The sequence below is a fragment of the Paenibacillus sp. Negev47 genome (assembly GCF_058313655.1).
The window spans coordinates 431593-448894 of the sequence record NZ_CM177754.1; the positions used below are offsets into that span (position 1 = coordinate 431593).

Genomic DNA, 17302 nt, shown 5'->3' on the forward strand with positions numbered 1-17302 from the left:
ACTATATTTCTGGGAGGTTGTCAGAACATGAATGCAAGTGAGAAGGAAGCTCTGTACTTAGAGGCTGAAACAACTGTAGTTCAGCACTTCAAGCAGAAGTTCGAACTGGATGTTGTAATTACAAGCAAAGAGTTATTGCCGGAAATGGCAGTATCACAGATTGGGCTGAAAGGGCATGTAAAAGATCATGAAGACCAGAGTTTCGGCATTTCGTACGATTACAAAAAGAAGATAACCAAGAACCTGGTTATCAGTCCTGAAATTGAGGAAGCAATGATGGCCAAGGGACATGATCCATACGCCAAATAAATGGGAGGTGTAGTTATTGAGTAACGGGTCCAATATTGATGATGAAACGTATAAAACGATGTCTGATCTAGCCTATCAGGATCAAAAGGCTGGAGATCGATTAACAGAACTGCCCGGCTGGCAGGTTCTTGAGGGGACAGAAAGCAATAGTTTTTCCGGTTTTGATGCCGTGACATTTTATAATCCCGAGACCAAAGAAGCGGTCATTGCCTATCGCGGGACAGAAGGAAGCGCGTCCTTGGATCGCTCTGTACCTGATTTTGTGATGGATGGACGCATCGGGGGCGGAGAGTTGATTCGCAAGGGGCAACAGGAGACGGGGAATTTTATCAACAATCTTACGCCAGAATGGCTTGACAAAGGGGTTAAAGGCGTCAAGGACTTCACAGGTATATCCAAAGTGGAGAATTGGGCCGATGACAGAGTAAAAGATGTGCAGAACTGGACAGGTGATCGCGTAAAAGATATTGAAAAGACCGTCTCTCCTACAGGCTGGGCCAACCAGATGTATCAAGCCGAAGACTATGCTAATCAGATGCAGAGCAAGCATAAGGATCTGGATTTCTCGATGACCGGGCATTCCCTGGGTGGGGGGAACGCACAATATGCGTCGGCTTATACAGGTATTCCTGCTGTGACATTCAGTGCGCCATCCGTAATGGGTAATTTGACGCCAGAAGTGCGACGTCAGGCTGAAGCGGGTGCATTTGACGGACAGGTTGTGAACTATGCAAGTCCGAGTGATCTGGTAGCCAGCGGAACCCTGGGAGGATATGATCGGCATGTTGGATCGACTTATTACATCAACTCTGATTATGACTCCGCGAATGATGGCGTGAGTATTATTGATAAAGCCAAGAACTCGTTTGGCGGAGAGAACTACCACAGTTTGGATCAATATGATTTCAAGAATGGTTATATCTCGAATGACTTGTATGATCCGATTACCGGGGAGAGAGTCCGTTATTCACCGCGGCTTATGGATCACATGGGACCGTTCGGCAAGAACTTCGGTCCGTTACGTTCCAAGTCAGGTGGCGGTGGAGGTATGGCTTCGGCGGCAGCAGCTTCCGGTCTGATTCAGGTAACGCCGGAAGAACTGAAAAGTGTGGCTTCGCGGTGGAAGCAAAATGCACAACAGTGCAATGCGGAGCTGAATCAGGTGCGAACCCGCATGGCGCAATACCTGCATACAAGCCGCAGTCGCAGGCTGGAGCCAATTGTCACCCAACTGGACGCGTCCATTCATGAGCTTGGCACATGGCATATGAAACACACCAGCCAGTTCCTGAACTTTATTGATGAGAAGGCGGATGCCTTCCGGCAGGCGGACGAGAGTCCGGTTCATTTTTAATTAGATTTCTAGGTGGCTAGCGTTGGTGATATTACGTACATAGGGGGGAACACGAGTGGGTGGACAATTGCTGGTGGAATTGAATGATCTTCGGATTGCGGAAAAAGAACTGACACAGCTGCTTGCCCGTCTGCAAGCCGATGAGCAGGAAGCAAGGACGCTATACAGTCGCTTGAACGATTGGAAAGGCCAGTCCGCAGATCATACAAGACAGCAGATTGAAGAGTTTTTTGCGGGCCTGTCCAGACGTATTCAATCCATTGAACAGCAGAAGAAGAGCTTGCTGCAATACATTGAGTTTATGATCCAGACGGATCAGGAACGCTAACGAGCGTCAATGCTGTAGCCATATTGCGGATGGCATCAGCGTTAAGATGAGTGTGAACGTGGATTGGGCATTGCTTGATCGCATAAACCATGGAGTGAAATGAACATGGGTAGCCAAACCAAGAATGCAGATAGCTAAAAGAAGCCTATGGTACATCGGGGTTGATCCCGATGCCATAGGCTTCTTTTTTATCTCAATTTGTATCAAGTTAAGTTATCTAAATCGCAAGTTAGTTCTTAACGTTTTTTGCGACGCGTCGCCAAAGCGATTCCCAAGAAGGACAGAATCAGAGCCAAGATGGATACGATCAATGTTGCTTGTTGAAGCTTCAGTGTACCTGGATCTGTATCCGTGTTGTTCGGCTCCCCTGTAACGGTGTCATTAAGTGCATCGCCCAGTGTAGTATCATCGTTTGCTTGGGTATCGTCAGTAGCCGCGTTATCACCAGCGGCTCCTTCTGTTCCTGCACTATCATGCCCTTCGTTGGCAGAACCGGCACTATGATGATCTCCACCTGCCGCAGCATTACCAGCAGCAGCTGGATCTTCGCTAATCGTTGTAATACTGTGTGGGTTGCTGTCACTAGGCTGGCCTGTCCATTCTACAATACTGCCATCGCTGTAATATTGGAAGGCATCCCAAGCTACTTCAGCTTCAGCCTTAGGGTTCTGCGCAACGAAGTTGAACTGCTGGAATTGTCCTGCCAGAATGCCTTCGTTATCTCCGTCAATCTCCCAAGTAATGGATGTTACTTCATTGGAATCGTTCTTCTCTGTGGTGATTTTCCAGCCTGCCAGTGGTTGATATTGCTTGAAAGCAACACCTTCCGGAACTTTCATCGTGATCTTGGTTGTAGGCAATTCTTTCTCGGAAGGAATCTTAATCGTATACGTCTGCCATGCGCTTGTCTGAGCAACGGATGGGCTGACCGTAACGTGAGCGCTGGCGAATCCAGCGAATAGCATGAATGCTGCGGTACCTGTTGCAATAGTGGATGTTAGTTTGGAAATCCATGATGTTTTCTTCAAAATAAATAACCCCTCTCAGTTCTTATCTTATATGATTCAATATAAATCGTTGTGCAACTATGGCTTGGCGGTGTCGATCTCGAATTCAGCATCCAGTGAATCCAACGTTTTAGTCAAGAGATGTACCTTGATATTCCAACGTCCAGGCATGGAGATGTAATCTTCAGCCTTGTACACACCCGTGTCATTTTTTGGAATGGTAATCTCATAGATCCCCATATCCATGTCCAGATGTGTAAGTGACAGCGTAATCTGTTCCAGATCAGTAACGATACTGCCATCTGCACGTTTGACGTCCACTTCGAATTGGTTCTCTCCCGTCACATTGGGACTCACCTGAAGTGTGATCGCTGAGCCATCTTCCGTAGTCTTCGTCTCCTGATACGGTCCGACCGCTGCTGGTTGTCCCGGTGACAGATGTGTCAGCACGGCAGCCAGAGCGAGAATCACAGCACCGGTAGCAAGTTCGGCTTTGAGGCTGCCGGATAGTCTGCTTCCCGTTGCTGCTCTTGCCAGTCGGGCATGACGCCAGGCGAAGACAAGCATCACAATAAGCAGGACGATCTTGCCGATTAATACAAGGCCATAGGCTGTAGTGAACAAGGAGGCAAGCACGGGTGCAGGCAGAATAATCAGACTGCTGTATATTCCTGTAGCAATCAGAGCGGCTACGGCACCAATCCCCCAGGCGGTAAACCTGCGGAGGGCAACCCAGTAGACTTCCCCTCGAACCTTCGATGGAAGCTTATCCGCCAGTGGAGGCAGACATATCGCCATGGCGGTTAGTGCGCCAATCCAGAAAGCAGCACCGATCAGATGTATGAAATCCATGGCAATCGCCATCGCGCGTTGATCTGCTGCAGCCGGGTGCCCTGTCATGGCATGCGTGAACAACCAGCCAAGCACGAGCACAAGTGATCCGTACGATGACCAGATACGAACACGGATGGACCGATCCCGATCATAACCGGAGAGAATGGTGACTGCCAGCAGCATGACAATCAGCATCTGTATCAACCAGATCTGACCAAAGGATGTCAGCTTCAGCGCACTTCCGATCAGTGCCCAGCTCAGTTCGCCTAGCGCCACACCCGATTCATACAATGTGTTCAGTGGCAAGCTGACCAGAGCGGCCAAAGAAGCAGCAGCATAGCTGATCCATAACAGCTTGTAGCTACCCGGAACGTCCATAGGTTCTCTAGCCATGGAAGTTGGGGCGATCCGTAGTAGCAGGAATGCGAGTGTACCCAGAATGATAGAGAGCCCGAGATACTGAATCCAGTCTGTCAGGGATACAATCCATTTCAGCGGCCCACCTGTTGAACCGGAACCTGATGTAAGATCACTCAGCCCGGCAGGCGATCCGGAAGGTTCACCGATATGGAAAACATACGCTCCCTGAATCGGATGCCCATCGGCAGATACAGCTTTCCAATTGACGGCATATGTTCCGTTTCCGAGTCCTGCCTGCAGACCAGTCTCCAGGATATGAGGGCGATTCGCATCGATCTGCACGATTCCGTCGTCTGCCTGATTGCCGTCAGGACCGGTAATTTTGATATCATAAAAGGCCGTCTGCAAGGATTCGTTGAATTCCAGCGTCAGCCGCTGCGGAGCGGTTACGAGTAGCTCGTTCTCACCAGGCGAAGCCTTAACAATATAAGCATGGGCAGATGCCCACTGTGGCATAACAAGGCAGCACACGAGCATCAGGCAGGTGATTAATGCCCAGTGCCGTTTGCCCCATTTCAGGGTAAAGCTTGTAAAAATCAAAAAATCATCACCCTCAGGTTATAGATTTGTAGTCACTCATGGTCTTTTGAACACAATCTATACCATTATAACTTTGTCCAAAATGAGTGCGTATGACTACATTGGGCTATAAAAAAACGAATTGGTCTGCATAATTGTGACAAAAGCATGAATGCTATGCTATTTCACACCGATTCACCTGCTTCGAAGCAGCGTGATTATTTGCGAAGCTTGCGGCCTGCAAGCCCGCTCTCCAGAGCGTAGCGGGTGAGTTGCACCCGATTCTCAAGCTGCAGCTTCTGCAAAATGTTCTTCAGATGATTCTTCACCGTCTGGTCTGAAATGCCGAGCTGCTCAGCAATCTCCCGGTTGGTATATCCTGCGGATACCCATTGCAGAATCTCAAGCTCCCGTGCCGTTAGCGGGTTATCTTGCACATCTTCGCTGCGTGGTGCGGGAAACTCTTGCAAAATCCGGTAAGCCAGTTCCTTGCTGAGCGGTGCATCGTCACTGACGATGGCGCGCAGGTACTCAAGCCAGGTGGAAGGCGTTAGATTTTTAAGCAAATATCCCTGAGCGCCTTGTTTCAGTGCTTCGAATAGAAAGGTCACATCATCCGATACCGTGACCATCACGATAATAACATATGGAAAGCGCAGCTTGATCTGACGAGTGGCTTCCAGCCCATCCATCTCCGGCATCTGCACGTCCATCAGGATCAGGTCAGGCATCCATTGTCCGGTCATCTCCAGCGCTTCCTGTCCATTCGAAGCTGTACCAATCACTTCAAACAGGCTGTCCTCGGATAAAATGCTACAGATCGCTTCACGCGCATGCGCATGATCATCAACAACTAATACACGTACGTGTTCCATGTTAAGCATGCTCCTTTCCAATTGTCATTCGCGTATGGCCAGGTCTTGAATCGAGGGTAAACGACCAACCCATCTCGGCAGCACGTTCCTTCGTAATTCGCAGTCCGTACCGATCCTTCAGATGAAGAGGATCTCCATCTAGACCTTTCCCATTATCCTGAATATAAATGAACCAGGCAATCGGGTTACCCTCCGCGTGAATCTGAACGTGGGTAGCCTGCGCATGTTTGCGTACATTCAGCAGACCTTCCCGGATACAGGCCAGCAGTTCCACTTGCTCCTTGGCAGAGAACGTTACACCGCTTAGATCCCACTGAACCTGTGCACCAGGTACCGTTTCCTTGACGAGCACTTCGACCTGCGCATGCAGCGAGATTTTCTCATGTACCTCAGCAGAGGAAGGAACATAACGCAACTGGGCAATGGCTTGCCTCACATATGTATTGACTTCATGCACGGTCTTTTGAATCTCCTGAATCTCGTGCTCATGTCCGCTTCCTGCCAAGCTACGGCCTGCCTTGTCCGTTTTTACCGACAGCAGGAAAAGGGATTGGGATATGCCATCATGAAGTTCCCGGGCCAATTGGTCACGGGCTTCCAGTGCGGCCTTGGCAGCCCGCTCCTGCTCCAGAGCTGCCCTAGCGCCTTCAAGCATGCGGAATAATCGGCTGAGCAGTGTCACGCTGACGAGGTACACAATGACGGGTGTTAACCAGTTCCCGGCATCCATCGAAAGGTACGGCATCAGGAACTGATGGCGAATATATTCCCAGATGCCTACTGTGAAAGTGGGGATCAGCAGGATCATCCATTTGATTTGTTTGTAGGACATGAATGCAGAACTCCTTTGATCTAGGATTAGCTTAATGACGCACTTTAATTATGCGGGGATGGGACCATTATAACGCAAGCTTGTCCAAGACCCTAGTCTGTACCTCTGGAGGAACTTGGGGAGGATCAGGGAGTATTTAGAAGGATATCTAAGAACAACAAGGGGTGAAATGTTGTCACGCTAGGTGAGGGTTGGTGTGCACAGCTGAGGAAGGCTGAGTCCGTTTTCCCTATTGGGGAAGGTCCTCTATACTTAATAAAGAACGTGAATTCATTACAAAACATGTTAAGGAGTGACGCAACAACATGAGTCAAGAAGTATTGGAACGTCGCAGTGAATTGCTCAAAAAGAACATTCATCAGATGCTTGTTCAAGACAATCAGCACGGTATCAGTCGCCAAGACAACATGTTTTTGCAGCAGATGATTAAAGAGCTGCATCAGACCTCACATGAGCTGAATACCAAATCTTAATGTAGAATCTGCACGAGAATGAAGCAGTCTGGTGTACGATTCATTCCATGAAAATGAAAATGGCGCTATCTCCGATCAGACCGGGGATAGCGCTTTGAATTTTCCAGGGGATGTAGAAGAAGCTCCGTCATTTTACAGCAACTGTTGCTGAGCGGTTCTTTTCTCAATATATCGAATGAATAACTCAGCCAGCTCCGGGTCGAACTGTGAACCCGAACATGCGCGTAGCTCCCGAATGGCTTCCTCCACGTTCTTGGTCTCCTGATATGGCCGCTCTGTCGTCATGGCATCAAAGGAGTCAATCACGGTCAGCATCCGGCACAGCCGGGGGATCTCGTTCCCCTTCAGGCCATAAGGATAACCTTTGCCATCATAGCGCTCGTGGTGCAATTCAATATACGGAATCAGATCAGCGAAGCGATCGTTTGTGATCACCATTTTTTTGCCCCAAGTGACATGTCCTTTAATCGTTTCCCATTCTTCTGCGGTTAGCTTTTCCTTCTTGTTGAGGATGGACCAGGGAATCTCCAGTTTGCCGATATCATGAATCAGTGCTCCCAGCACAAAACGCCGTTTCTCCGCATTGTCCAGCTTGAGCAATTCACTAATATCGAGTGCATATTTATAGACCCGTTTGGAATGTTTGAACGTATCCATATCCTTATATCTAAACAGATTGAGCTGCTGCTCGATGTCACGTACATCCTGTACCAGATCAATCTCGTGCTCCATGCCATCATTGCTGCCGTGGCGGTGCACGTTGTTTTTGCCCTGCTTCTTCGCATAATACAGTGCTTTATCCGCCTGATCCACGAGTTGGGATTTGTTATACATATCCACCTGATAAGAGGCGACGCCAGCAGAGAAGGAGAGACATCCGTGTGGAAACACCTCAACGCCTTCAAACGGCGTGTCGTTCAGTTGTTTGCGCAGCTTGTTCATGAACTTGTAGGATTCGTCCAGCTCCATGCCTGGCATGAGCAACGTGAACTCTTCCCCTCCATAACGAAAGGCGGTGATCGGTGTACCTTCCGTCTTTCGCACCAGAAAATCCCCAAGCAGTGCCAGCAGGCTGTCACCTTGAAGGTGGCCAAACCGGTCATTATACTTTTTGAAATCATCAATATCAATAAGTCCCAGACAGAGCGGGGTTCCCTGTGTGCGTGCGGTAACCAGTTCACTTTCCAACATGCTTTCGAAATAACTATGGTTGAACAGACCTGTGCGTTGATCCGTGTTGGCCTTTTCCTCAATCGTCTGATACATGACAAACAACTGCCTGAATGCGTGGGAGAGCAGAATGCTGAGACTCAGATATAAGAGCAGACCGAGTACACCGTTATGCACCACCAGAATCGTTAAAACAAGCGCCAGAATCAGCGTACATAGATAAACTAACAGGGATTCAGTGACAAATGCCCGCTTCATCTGCTGTAATGCATCCTTCGTGGAGAAATGAAAGAACAAGCCGAGTGTGATCGTGTTAATAATGAAGTAGGCTGCGAGCGCAGCGAAATAAGGAAACAGGTTATATCCGTCCAACGTTCCCGATTGCCCGCCAGTCCACTCAAACACGGTAGCAGCTCCTGTAATCATAAGACTATAGATGCTGAAGTTGACGATGTGTTTCCACCAGGTGAGCTTGCGCTCTTTGATTAACAGGATGATGGAGACAGGGAGCAGCACAGACAGACTGAAAGCTCCGCCAAACATGAATATACAGGCAAGGTATACCGATGAATCCATGGATTGCTGATTGCCTTTGGGTGGAATCTGAAATGTAAAATAATCCAGAATCAACGCTGCCCCCAGCATGGTGTAGACCATAACCCAATCTGAGGTGGACAGATGAAGATAAGACCATTTGTTCATGTACAGAAAAACACCGATACCCGTGCAACTAAGCAAAATAACATACAGACTGCTTCGATCTGCCTTATGGATAAGGTTACGAATAAAGTTCATAAAAAATCTCCTGCTTGGTTTAGTCTACTCTTGATGTATATATTGATTCATACTATATAGATGTATAACATACCAAGTTGCCTACCAAAAATCCAGAAAGAAAAAACAGGCCGCTGGCAGCCTGTTTGTCTTGTTTGGCGGTATGGATACTAGCCGCCCAGCTTGTATCCCGAAGTTAATGCCACAACGACAGAAGCCACGATAATTGCGTTGATGACAATGCGGGAATATTTCACACCTTCAAATTTTTTCATGTAGAAGACCTCCCTTCCTTGGAGTCGACCAAACCTCTTCAAGCCTGATGAGTTTTAGCGGGCTGCACAGCCTTTTTATCCCGATTTACCATCATGTACTGGATAAAAAGGAATATGCCAACGTTCATGACAACATCACCGATGCTGATCACCTGAGTCCGTGGATAAGGGCTGGACAGCGGGATGATATCACCGAGGAAAGGCAGGTGTGTTGACGCATCCATCATGAAATGCTTCGATATGGCTCCGCCTTCCCGGAGCATGTCTACATAATAGGGTCCCAATACAGCAGAAGCTTCTACAGAAACAGGCATGCGTCCACCGTTGACAACCATCACCGCAAAATTGAGAAACACCCCAATCCAGATGAGCATGAAACCAGTGTGGTGCCTGTTGAGCCACAGAAATGCGAGCCCTGTAATGTAGACAGCGGCAAAGAGATAACCATTGATGGATGCCACCCATTCCAAGCGTTCCTGTAGATAGAAAATAAAGAACTGGATTAGCAGCAATACAGGGAAAATCCAGCCGCTTCGCAGCTTGAGTGCTGCAAACTGGTTAAGCCCATGCCGCAACCCACCCCGGAAAAATCCAACGATCAAGCCTAGAAGAATACCATCGTATACCATGTGTAACCCCTGTTCGTTCGGAAATGTGTAAGTTGATTGCGTGTTTGTGTACTTAAGACATTCGACCTTTTATTGGTAATTCCTGCACGAGAAAAATGATTATTAGGAAGAAATTTGAAAAATGCTGAACAAAAAACCGCCTTTACGAATCTATGGGTCGAAACCCTTCTAACATTCGGTAAAGACGGCTGCTTGTGTTGCCAAAATACGAGTTTAAATTCGGTTGGAAAGGGAGTTTATGTTATTCGGATCCACCGTTCAGATAATTGAAGAAAGGTTGATCTACCCAGAAGTCATACGTAGTAATGTCGGCATCAGGGGCTAGTTTCAAGAACCCTTCACGAATGGTTTTGGCATTCTCCTTCAGTGAGAAGGACTGAGCATAGTAATTGCCAAGCGCGATCTTATTATTGGAAATGACCGGATAGTTGGCCAAAGCGGTTGGTGAATAATACAACGGTTGCCACCACGAACTGAGAATCAGTGGAGATGTACTATCACTGTTCTTCTTGGCATATTTCAGCACAATATCATTGAAGCGGACTTTGTCTGCCGCATTGTTGAACTCGAATTGAATGTCATATTCCTTCGCAGAGGCAATATAGTTGCCGTTCTCGATCTGTGTCACTTTATAGTCTGGCGTTTCCTTCGGCTCGCCCCATTCCTTCAAATAAATGAAGGCAGATGTCTTGGGTTGAAATTGCACATCAGCATCAATACTCTCGCTACGCAGCAAACCAATCAACTGTACAGCATGCTGGATATTATCGTGGCCGTAAGTAAGTGTCAGCTCATCGATAAAGTTGGAATCAAAGCGGCTATCCTTCAGGTTGTAACCTGTTACGAGATCATCGCGCAAAGCCTGATCCACAATCTTTCTCAGCTCAGGTGATTCGATCAGATCCGCTGTGCGATATGCAGCATACAGTTTGGAATAGATGTCCGCATCGCCGGAACGACCAATCTCATGTTTATATTTTCCTTGGCTGATCAGGACGCGTCCAAGTAATGTGTTGGCGAAATCCTTGCTTGCTACGCCACCTTTAAGGAGAGAAGGGTACAGGCTTTCGGGAATCAGGCCCGTATCGATGGCTGCAGCCAGTTCCTGTGCAGCTTGTCCCTGAACACGGTTCGGGCTAATGCCAACCTTGGCAAGGGCTTTAGCCGTTTTCTCTGCGGGATACGTGTAAGCAAGTTCCTTGAATCCAGCGGCTTTCACCGCGATGAAGACCGCTGCATAAGTGCTCAGTTGATCTTTGGCACGTACTTCTGTACCCGTAAGAACCCCATTATTGTATAAGGATACGGCAGCATCATAAGAAGAATCACCAGATGCCAGATCGGTAAAGGCTGGAGCCTGGGCTTCACTATCGCTTGCTTGAGTTGTTCCCGTAATGGCTGCAATGGCTTGAATGAAATCACCTTTGGTAATCTGTTGCGGCAGTTGAATGTTGTATTTCGCTTGCAAGAATTGAGCAAAATCCGCTGCGTTTTCCGTATAAGCGAATGGAGCCTGAGCTACCGGTCCTTTGACGCTTTGTGAGGTGGTTGGTTTAGTTGGAGTTGCAGATGCTGCAGAAGCGGAAGCGGGCAAGCTTAGGCTGCCGAATGTTACCGGAGCGGCGAGTAGAGCCGCCAGTGTGATCTGGGTGATTTTTTTCAAATGAATAGCCTCCTTTAAAATGGGTTGGAAAATGATCAGCTCTGGGTTATAATTCTGACAAATCCTATCAGAATAAAATAATTGGATTGACTTTAGCACGGAAACGCGCTGGATGTCAACGAAAAAAAAGCTTGATATAAAGCGTTTTCCAGAGCATGTTAGAAAGCAAATCGTCAATTATATTCTAATTGAGTGTATACGCTCAAAGATTTATTGACAAGGATCGACAGTATCCGCTAGGATAAGAAAAAAGAATGTTGAAAAGGGGTATTTTCAAAATGAAAAGAGGTTTATCGTTCGTCTTATCGATCATCATGTTGGCTATTTTGTTGGCAGCTTGTGGGAATTCGGCTTCCAAAGACGAACAATCCGCCCAAGGCAGTGATGCGGAGAAATCTCTTCGGATGGCCCTCGTACTTCCCGAAAAAATAGGGGTTAACCCTTTCTTTGTACAGATGGATGAAGGCTTCAAAAGAGCAGGCGAAGAATTCAAAGTAGACACCAAGACCATTGAATCGACAGACCCGGCAGCATTTGAACAAAATCTGCGCGCTGCCGTTGCTGAGAATTATGATCTGATTATTACAGCAACATTCCAGGCGGAAGATGCATTGAAGAAAGTCGCTGCAGAAAATCCGGACAAATCCTTTGCGATTGTAGATACAACCGTTGATCTGCCTAACGTTCGTAGCGTTGGTTTCCGTGAATATGAAGGGGCGTACCTGCTCGGTGCAGCTGCTGGATTGTCCACCAAAACAGACAAAGTCGGCATGATCGCAGCAATGGATGTACCATTGATCAAGAAATATACGGAAGGTTTCAAAGCTGGATTGGAATCCGTGAATCCGGATGCAGAATTCCTCGTGAACTATGTAGGTGGATTTAATGACCCGGCCAAAGCCAAAGAATTGGCACTGGTACAATTCGGCAAAGGTGCTGACTTCATCGCTGGCGCATCCGCTGTAGGCGATCTTGGTGTGTTCGAAGCAGCCAAAGAAAAAGGTTTCTACACTTCCGGTCAGGATACGGACCGTACTGTTGAAGACCCGGAACATATCGTATTGTCTCAATTGAAGTCAACGGATACGGTTGCTTATGAGACTGTAAAAGATTTCGTAGAAGGCAACTTCAAAGCAGGCGCAGTAAACTACGGCTTGAAGGAAGACGGTGTAGGCCTGACTTACGTGACACGTGATAGCGAATCTCCGCTGAATGCTTTCGTTGGACAAGAAGTAATCGACCAAGTGAAAGCAATCAACGATGATATCGTATCAGGCAAAATCGTAGTTAAAGATCCATTGCAGCAATAGTTTCGAATGTCTCGAATGTCTATACATGATTGAGTAATGGAATGGATCAGCCGGCTGCCCGATCAGGCAGCCGGTTTTGCTGCTATTAAATGACCAGTATATGTTCAACTTATCGTTTACACGATAACGAAGAGGACAGAAATAACCTGGAGAAGCAACGCTAAAAGCTTTCTGAAAGAAAGCTGCTTCGGAAGCATACACCTCGCATTTATCCCCGGATTTTCCCGTGTCAAAAGGGAATCAAAAAAATCTGGGGATAACGGCGATCGGAAGGTTGTTCTGTCATCGTAGTGGCGAGTGTAATCTTTTTAAGTTGAACTGAGGGGAGCGAACGCGAGATATGCTGTTGGAGATGGAGCAGATTACGAAGAAGTACGGCGGCTTCACCGCTAACCGGGACATCCGTTTTAATTTACGTGAGGGAGAGATTCATGCCCTTGTAGGTGAGAACGGAGCTGGTAAAACAACCCTGATGCGCATGCTGTATGGTATGGAACAGCCCACGTCAGGCACGATCAAAGTCCGTGGACGCGAGGTGAATTTTGCCACGCCGTCCCAAGCTATGGCAAGTGGCATCGGCATGGTGCATCAGCATTTCATGCTGTTCCCTTCCTTTACGGTGGCGGAGAACATCGTGATCGGACGTGAACCGGCTAAAGCAGGTGCATTTGACCGCAAAAAGGCAGCGGCCCAGGTAAACGAGCTTGGCAGAAAATATGGCATGCCGGTGGACCCGTGGAAAAAAGTGTCCGAGTGCCCGCTTGGTATGCAGCAGCGTGTTGAAATTCTCAAGGTGCTGCATCAGGGCGCAGACATCATTATATTGGACGAACCTTCGGCGGTACTGACACCGCTGGAAGTGAAGGAACTGCTCGCAAACATGAAATCACTTGCCAAGCTGGGCAAAACCTTCGTACTGATCACGCACAAGCTGCAAGAAGTCATGGATGTAGCCGACCGAATCACGGTGCTTCGGGATGGTCAGGTGACAGGTACGCTGGAAGCCAAAGATACACATGTGGAGGAATTGTCCCGTCTGATGGTTGGTCGTGAACTTGTGCGTATGGACAAGCAGCCATCGGTTCCAGCCGAAGCCGTGCTTCAAGTGGAAGCGGTCAATCTGTCCGGAGCGAAGGATCGTTCAGCGCTCAAGGAGATCCATATGGAGGTTCGAAAAGGTGAGGTTGTTGGTATAGCTGGCATCTCGGGTAACGGCCAGTCGGAACTGATTCAGGTCATTGCCGGACTGCGTAAGGCGGACAGTGGTCGTGTCTTGCTCTCCGGGCAGGATACAACGAACTGGTCTGTACGGCGCATCCGGGAGCATGGACTTGCTCATATCCCGGAAGATCGCTATATGTGGGGAGCAGCCAAGGATGCGAGCGTTCGCGAGAACGGACTGATGGGACATCATCATCGTTTGCAGTCACGTGGCATCATCAAAGCCAAAGCAGCTAGAACGATGGTAGAGAGTTGGATCCAACAGTTCAGCATCAAGACGGGTTCTGCGGAGACCAAGGCACAGTTTCTGTCCGGAGGAAACTTGCAAAAGTTGATTGCTGCTCGTGAATTTGCACAGGATACACCGTTTCTGATTGCAGCTGAACCTACACGTGGTGTGGATATCGGAGCGATGGAGACGATTCATGCCGAATTGCTACGCAAACGTAGTGAAGGTGCGGGTATTCTGCTCATTTCATCAGAGTTGTCCGAGATTTTGCAATTATCTGATCGGATTATTGTCATGTATGAAGGCGAAATTGCCGGAGAACTGAGAGCAGAGGAAGCGACTGAGGAACAGATCAGCTTGTTAATGGCAGGAGGGAAAGAGCGGATATGAATCGGGTAAAAGAAACACTTCGCGGACTCGTACAGCCGCTGCTTGCCGTATTCATCGGTCTGATTGCAGGGGCTGTGGCGATTCTGATCGTTGGCGGTAATGTGGTGGATACGTATGCGGAAATGTGGAAAGGGGCCTTCGGCAACTTCTACTTCTTCACTAATACGCTGGCTCGTTCCACACCAATCATCTTGGCTGGACTGGGTGTAGCGCTGGCCTTCCGTGCCGGATTCTTCAACATGGGGGCTGAAGGCCAGATGATTCTTGGCGGACTCAGTGCTGCGCTCACGGCGCTCTATCTGCCAGGACCAGGCTGGTTCGTGTGTATTGCTGCGATTGTAGCAGGTATACTAGCCGGGGGAATCTGGTCCCTGTTTGCAGGTTGGCTGGATGCACGCTTCGGCATGAATCTGTTGATCACAACCTTACTACTTAACTATATTGCGATTTATTTCGGGGGCTACATGGTCTCCTATCCATTCAAGGACCGTACAGGATCAGCAGCGATGGCACAGACTCCAATGATTGATCAGAGTATCTGGTTGCCGAAGCTGTTCCAAGGCATGGGGCTGCATGCCGGCTTCATTATTGCCATTGTAGCGGCCATTCTAATCTACTGGTTCACTCACAAAACGGTGACCGGTTACGAGATCCGTATGCTTGGCAGCAACCCTTCATTTGCAACCTACGGTGGTGTTCGCCGTATTCGCATGATGATGCTGTCCATGGTCATCAGTGGCGGACTTGCAGGCCTAGCGGGTGCAGGGGAAGTGCTCGGTACACAGTACCGTTTCCTTGATGGCTCGCTGTCATCCGCAAGCTATGCCTGGAGCGGCATTATGGCGACCCTGCTTGCACGCTCGCATCCACTCGGTACAGCTGTGGCAGCCATTCTGCTGGCTGCGTTACAGACAGGTGCGATGGGAATGGAACGGAATACGGATGTGCCGCTGGAAGTCGGCAGTGTTATCCAGGCGGTCTTGACGTTATTTGTATCAGCTCAGATCGGTTATTCATTCCTGAAGCGGAGAAAGGAGAAAAAGTCCAATGCAACAACTGTTTGATGCAGCCATGTTTGGCTCAACCTTGCGGATTATGACTCCAATCCTGCTTGCAGCGCTCGGTGGGGCTTTATGTTCTCGTGTCGGTCTGTTCAACGTCGGTCTTGAAGGACTGGTTCTGATCGGTGCGTTCTCCGCTATTGTCGGTAATTATTTGTTTGGTAATGTACTGTTGGCTGTACTCTTTTCCATTATTATTGTGATGTTATTCTCGGCGCTGTTTGCCTTTATAAGTATTAATCTGAAGGCCAACGCCATCGTGGTCGGGATCTCACTGAATTTCCTGGCTGCGGGGGTGACGACCTTTGCACTACGGGCGATTTTTGATGTAAAAGGTGCATACTACGACAAAGATATGGTAGGACTTCCTAAATGGGATATTCCGCTGATTAAGGACATTCCGTGGGTGGGCGATGTAATATCGGGACATAGTCCGCTAGTCTACCTCGGCATTGTGCTCGTGATTGCATTGCAATTTTATCTATTCAAAAGTGTATCCGGCTTCCGTCTGCGCTCGGTTGGTGAGAACCCGATTGCAGCACAGAGTATCGGGATCAAGGTACGTGGCATCCAGTACGGTGCCGTTCTGATGTGCGGCGTATTGTGTGCTCTGGCTGGCGCACAGCTGTCGCTCGGTCAGGTGACGATGTTTACCGAAGGCATGACTGCTGGTCGTGGTTTTATCGCGCTGGTGGCAACGATGCTGGGACAAGCGAATCCGCTTGGCGTCATGGGTTCCAGTGTGCTGTTCGGCTTCATGGAAGCATTGAGTATTCGTCTGCAAGGATTCTCCCTGCCAACCCATTTCACGTTGATGCTACCGTATATTGTGACGCTGGTCGCGATGTTCTTTTTCAAAGACCGTACCTATGCACAGGATGCACTGAAAGCGGGCGGAAGCTCGCGTTAATTCCTGAATGCCTTAGTTAAAGGCAGATAAAGAAGGAGGAATCCCACTTGCATAACAAGGCTGAACGTTTGAAAAAGAGTAAAACCCCGGCATCCAAAACAGGCAACGATCACGGAGATCGTCTGCCGCCGGGACAGATGCTGACAGAGAAATTCCCGATTCTGCATGAAGGGGAAGTGCCAGAGTATGACCTTTCCACATGGGACCTGAAGGTATTCGGCGAAGTGGAGGAAGAGAAGGTGTTCTCTTTGGCCGAGCTTCAGGCCATGCCTCAGGTGAACACGGTGAGTGATATTCACTGTGTTACCCGTTGGTCGAAATTCGATACACCGTGGGAAGGTATTCGCTTCTCTGATTTTGTGAAGCTCCTTGGGGTTAAGCCAGAAGCCAAATACGTCATGATCCATGCAGATCATGATTATGAGACGAATGTACCACTCGAAGAATTGATGCATGATGACGTATTGCTTGCATTCAAATACAATGGTGAGCCACTGACGCCCAAGCATGGTTTTCCGCTGCGTATGGTCGTACCCCAACTCTACTTTTGGAAGAGTGCGAAGTGGATACGTGGTCTGGAGTTTATGACAGAAGACCGTAACGGATTCTGGGAAGTGAATGGTTTCCACCATTTTGCCGATCCGTTCAAGGAACAACGCTTCTCGGGTGAAGATCTGCCGATTCCGGAAGACGAGTGGACGAAGAAGGAGTTTGATTAA

16 protein-coding genes are annotated in these 17302 nt (G+C 48.5%); 9 read left to right on the plus strand and 7 right to left on the minus strand.

Features of this window, described 5'->3' with window-relative positions:
- The first annotated feature begins 27 nt into the window (after nucleotides 1–27).
- The 3 genes from AC4G47_RS02090 to AC4G47_RS02100 are packed head-to-tail and all read left to right on the plus strand — an operon-like array spanning nucleotide 28 to nucleotide 1991.
- Nucleotides 28–309, plus strand: a complete 282-nt coding sequence (locus tag AC4G47_RS02090) for a hypothetical protein (protein WP_491104538.1) — start codon at nucleotides 28–30, stop codon at nucleotides 307–309.
- A gap of 16 nt (nucleotides 310–325) precedes the next feature.
- Nucleotides 326–1663: a Tle-like phospholipase domain-containing protein gene (locus AC4G47_RS02095; protein ID WP_491104540.1), complete on the plus strand. Its 1338-nt coding sequence runs from the start codon at nucleotides 326–328 to the stop codon at nucleotides 1661–1663.
- A 55-nt stretch (nucleotides 1664–1718) separates the two neighbouring features.
- Complete coding sequence (locus AC4G47_RS02100; RefSeq protein WP_145325696.1) at nucleotides 1719–1991, plus strand: hypothetical protein; 273 nt, start codon at nucleotides 1719–1721, stop codon at nucleotides 1989–1991.
- 236 nt (nucleotides 1992–2227) lie between these two features.
- On the opposite strand, the gene AC4G47_RS02105 is transcribed toward AC4G47_RS02100, so the two are convergent.
- The 4 genes from AC4G47_RS02105 to AC4G47_RS02120 all read right to left on the minus strand — a co-directional run bounded on the left by AC4G47_RS02105 (nucleotide 2228) and on the right by AC4G47_RS02120 (nucleotide 6478).
- Nucleotides 2228–3019, minus strand: a complete 792-nt coding sequence (locus AC4G47_RS02105; protein ID WP_491104543.1) for a YcnI family copper-binding membrane protein — start codon at nucleotides 3017–3019, stop codon at nucleotides 2228–2230.
- A 57-nt stretch (nucleotides 3020–3076) separates the two neighbouring features.
- A complete protein-coding gene (locus tag AC4G47_RS02110; RefSeq protein WP_491104545.1) occupies nucleotides 3077–4792 on the minus strand; it encodes a copper resistance CopC/CopD family protein in 1716 nt (571 codons plus the stop codon).
- A gap of 197 nt (nucleotides 4793–4989) precedes the next feature.
- On the minus strand, nucleotides 4990–5646 hold the full coding sequence (locus tag AC4G47_RS02115; protein ID WP_491104547.1) for a response regulator: 657 nt from the start codon (nucleotides 5644–5646) through the stop codon (nucleotides 4990–4992).
- A 1-nt stretch (nucleotide 5647) separates the two neighbouring features.
- On the minus strand, nucleotides 5648–6478 hold the full coding sequence (locus tag AC4G47_RS02120; protein ID WP_491104549.1) for a sensor histidine kinase: 831 nt from the start codon (nucleotides 6476–6478) through the stop codon (nucleotides 5648–5650).
- A 305-nt stretch (nucleotides 6479–6783) separates the two neighbouring features.
- Here AC4G47_RS02120 and AC4G47_RS02125 point away from each other — a divergent pair, with 305 nt between their 5' ends.
- On the plus strand, nucleotides 6784–6951 hold the full coding sequence (locus AC4G47_RS02125) for a hypothetical protein (RefSeq protein WP_017691019.1): 168 nt from the start codon (nucleotides 6784–6786) through the stop codon (nucleotides 6949–6951).
- A 132-nt stretch (nucleotides 6952–7083) separates the two neighbouring features.
- On the opposite strand, the gene AC4G47_RS02130 is transcribed toward AC4G47_RS02125, so the two are convergent.
- From AC4G47_RS02130 to AC4G47_RS02140, 3 genes are all read right to left on the minus strand, one after another.
- Entirely contained in the window at nucleotides 7084–8916 is a 1833-nt protein-coding gene (locus AC4G47_RS02130) for a bifunctional diguanylate cyclase/phosphohydrolase (RefSeq protein ID WP_491104551.1), read from the minus strand.
- A gap of 292 nt (nucleotides 8917–9208) precedes the next feature.
- Complete coding sequence (locus AC4G47_RS02135; protein ID WP_458125045.1) at nucleotides 9209–9799, minus strand: DUF5317 domain-containing protein; 591 nt, start codon at nucleotides 9797–9799, stop codon at nucleotides 9209–9211.
- 241 nt (nucleotides 9800–10040) lie between these two features.
- Entirely contained in the window at nucleotides 10041–11462 is a 1422-nt protein-coding gene (locus AC4G47_RS02140; protein ID WP_458125046.1) for a hypothetical protein, read from the minus strand.
- 278 nt (nucleotides 11463–11740) lie between these two features.
- Between AC4G47_RS02140 and AC4G47_RS02145 the strand changes: the two genes are divergently transcribed.
- The 5 genes from AC4G47_RS02145 (at nucleotide 11741) to AC4G47_RS02165 (ending at nucleotide 17302) form a co-directional block, all read left to right on the plus strand.
- Nucleotides 11741–12772, plus strand: a complete 1032-nt coding sequence (locus tag AC4G47_RS02145) for a BMP family lipoprotein (RefSeq protein WP_458125047.1) — start codon at nucleotides 11741–11743, stop codon at nucleotides 12770–12772.
- 340 nt (nucleotides 12773–13112) lie between these two features.
- Nucleotides 13113–14612: an ABC transporter ATP-binding protein gene (locus AC4G47_RS02150; RefSeq protein ID WP_491104552.1), complete on the plus strand. Its 1500-nt coding sequence runs from the start codon at nucleotides 13113–13115 to the stop codon at nucleotides 14610–14612.
- Nucleotides 14609–15676, plus strand: a complete 1068-nt coding sequence (locus tag AC4G47_RS02155) for an ABC transporter permease (RefSeq protein ID WP_100528174.1) — start codon at nucleotides 14609–14611, stop codon at nucleotides 15674–15676. The genes AC4G47_RS02150 and AC4G47_RS02155 overlap by 4 nt, the downstream gene beginning before the upstream one ends.
- The gene (locus AC4G47_RS02160) at nucleotides 15660–16583 is read left to right on the plus strand and encodes an ABC transporter permease (RefSeq protein WP_017691011.1); all 924 of its coding nucleotides are present in this window, start codon (nucleotides 15660–15662) and stop codon (nucleotides 16581–16583) included. Before AC4G47_RS02155 ends, AC4G47_RS02160 begins: the two co-directional genes overlap by 17 nt.
- A gap of 47 nt (nucleotides 16584–16630) precedes the next feature.
- Complete coding sequence (locus tag AC4G47_RS02165) at nucleotides 16631–17302, plus strand: sulfite oxidase-like oxidoreductase (RefSeq protein ID WP_036673147.1); 672 nt, start codon at nucleotides 16631–16633, stop codon at nucleotides 17300–17302.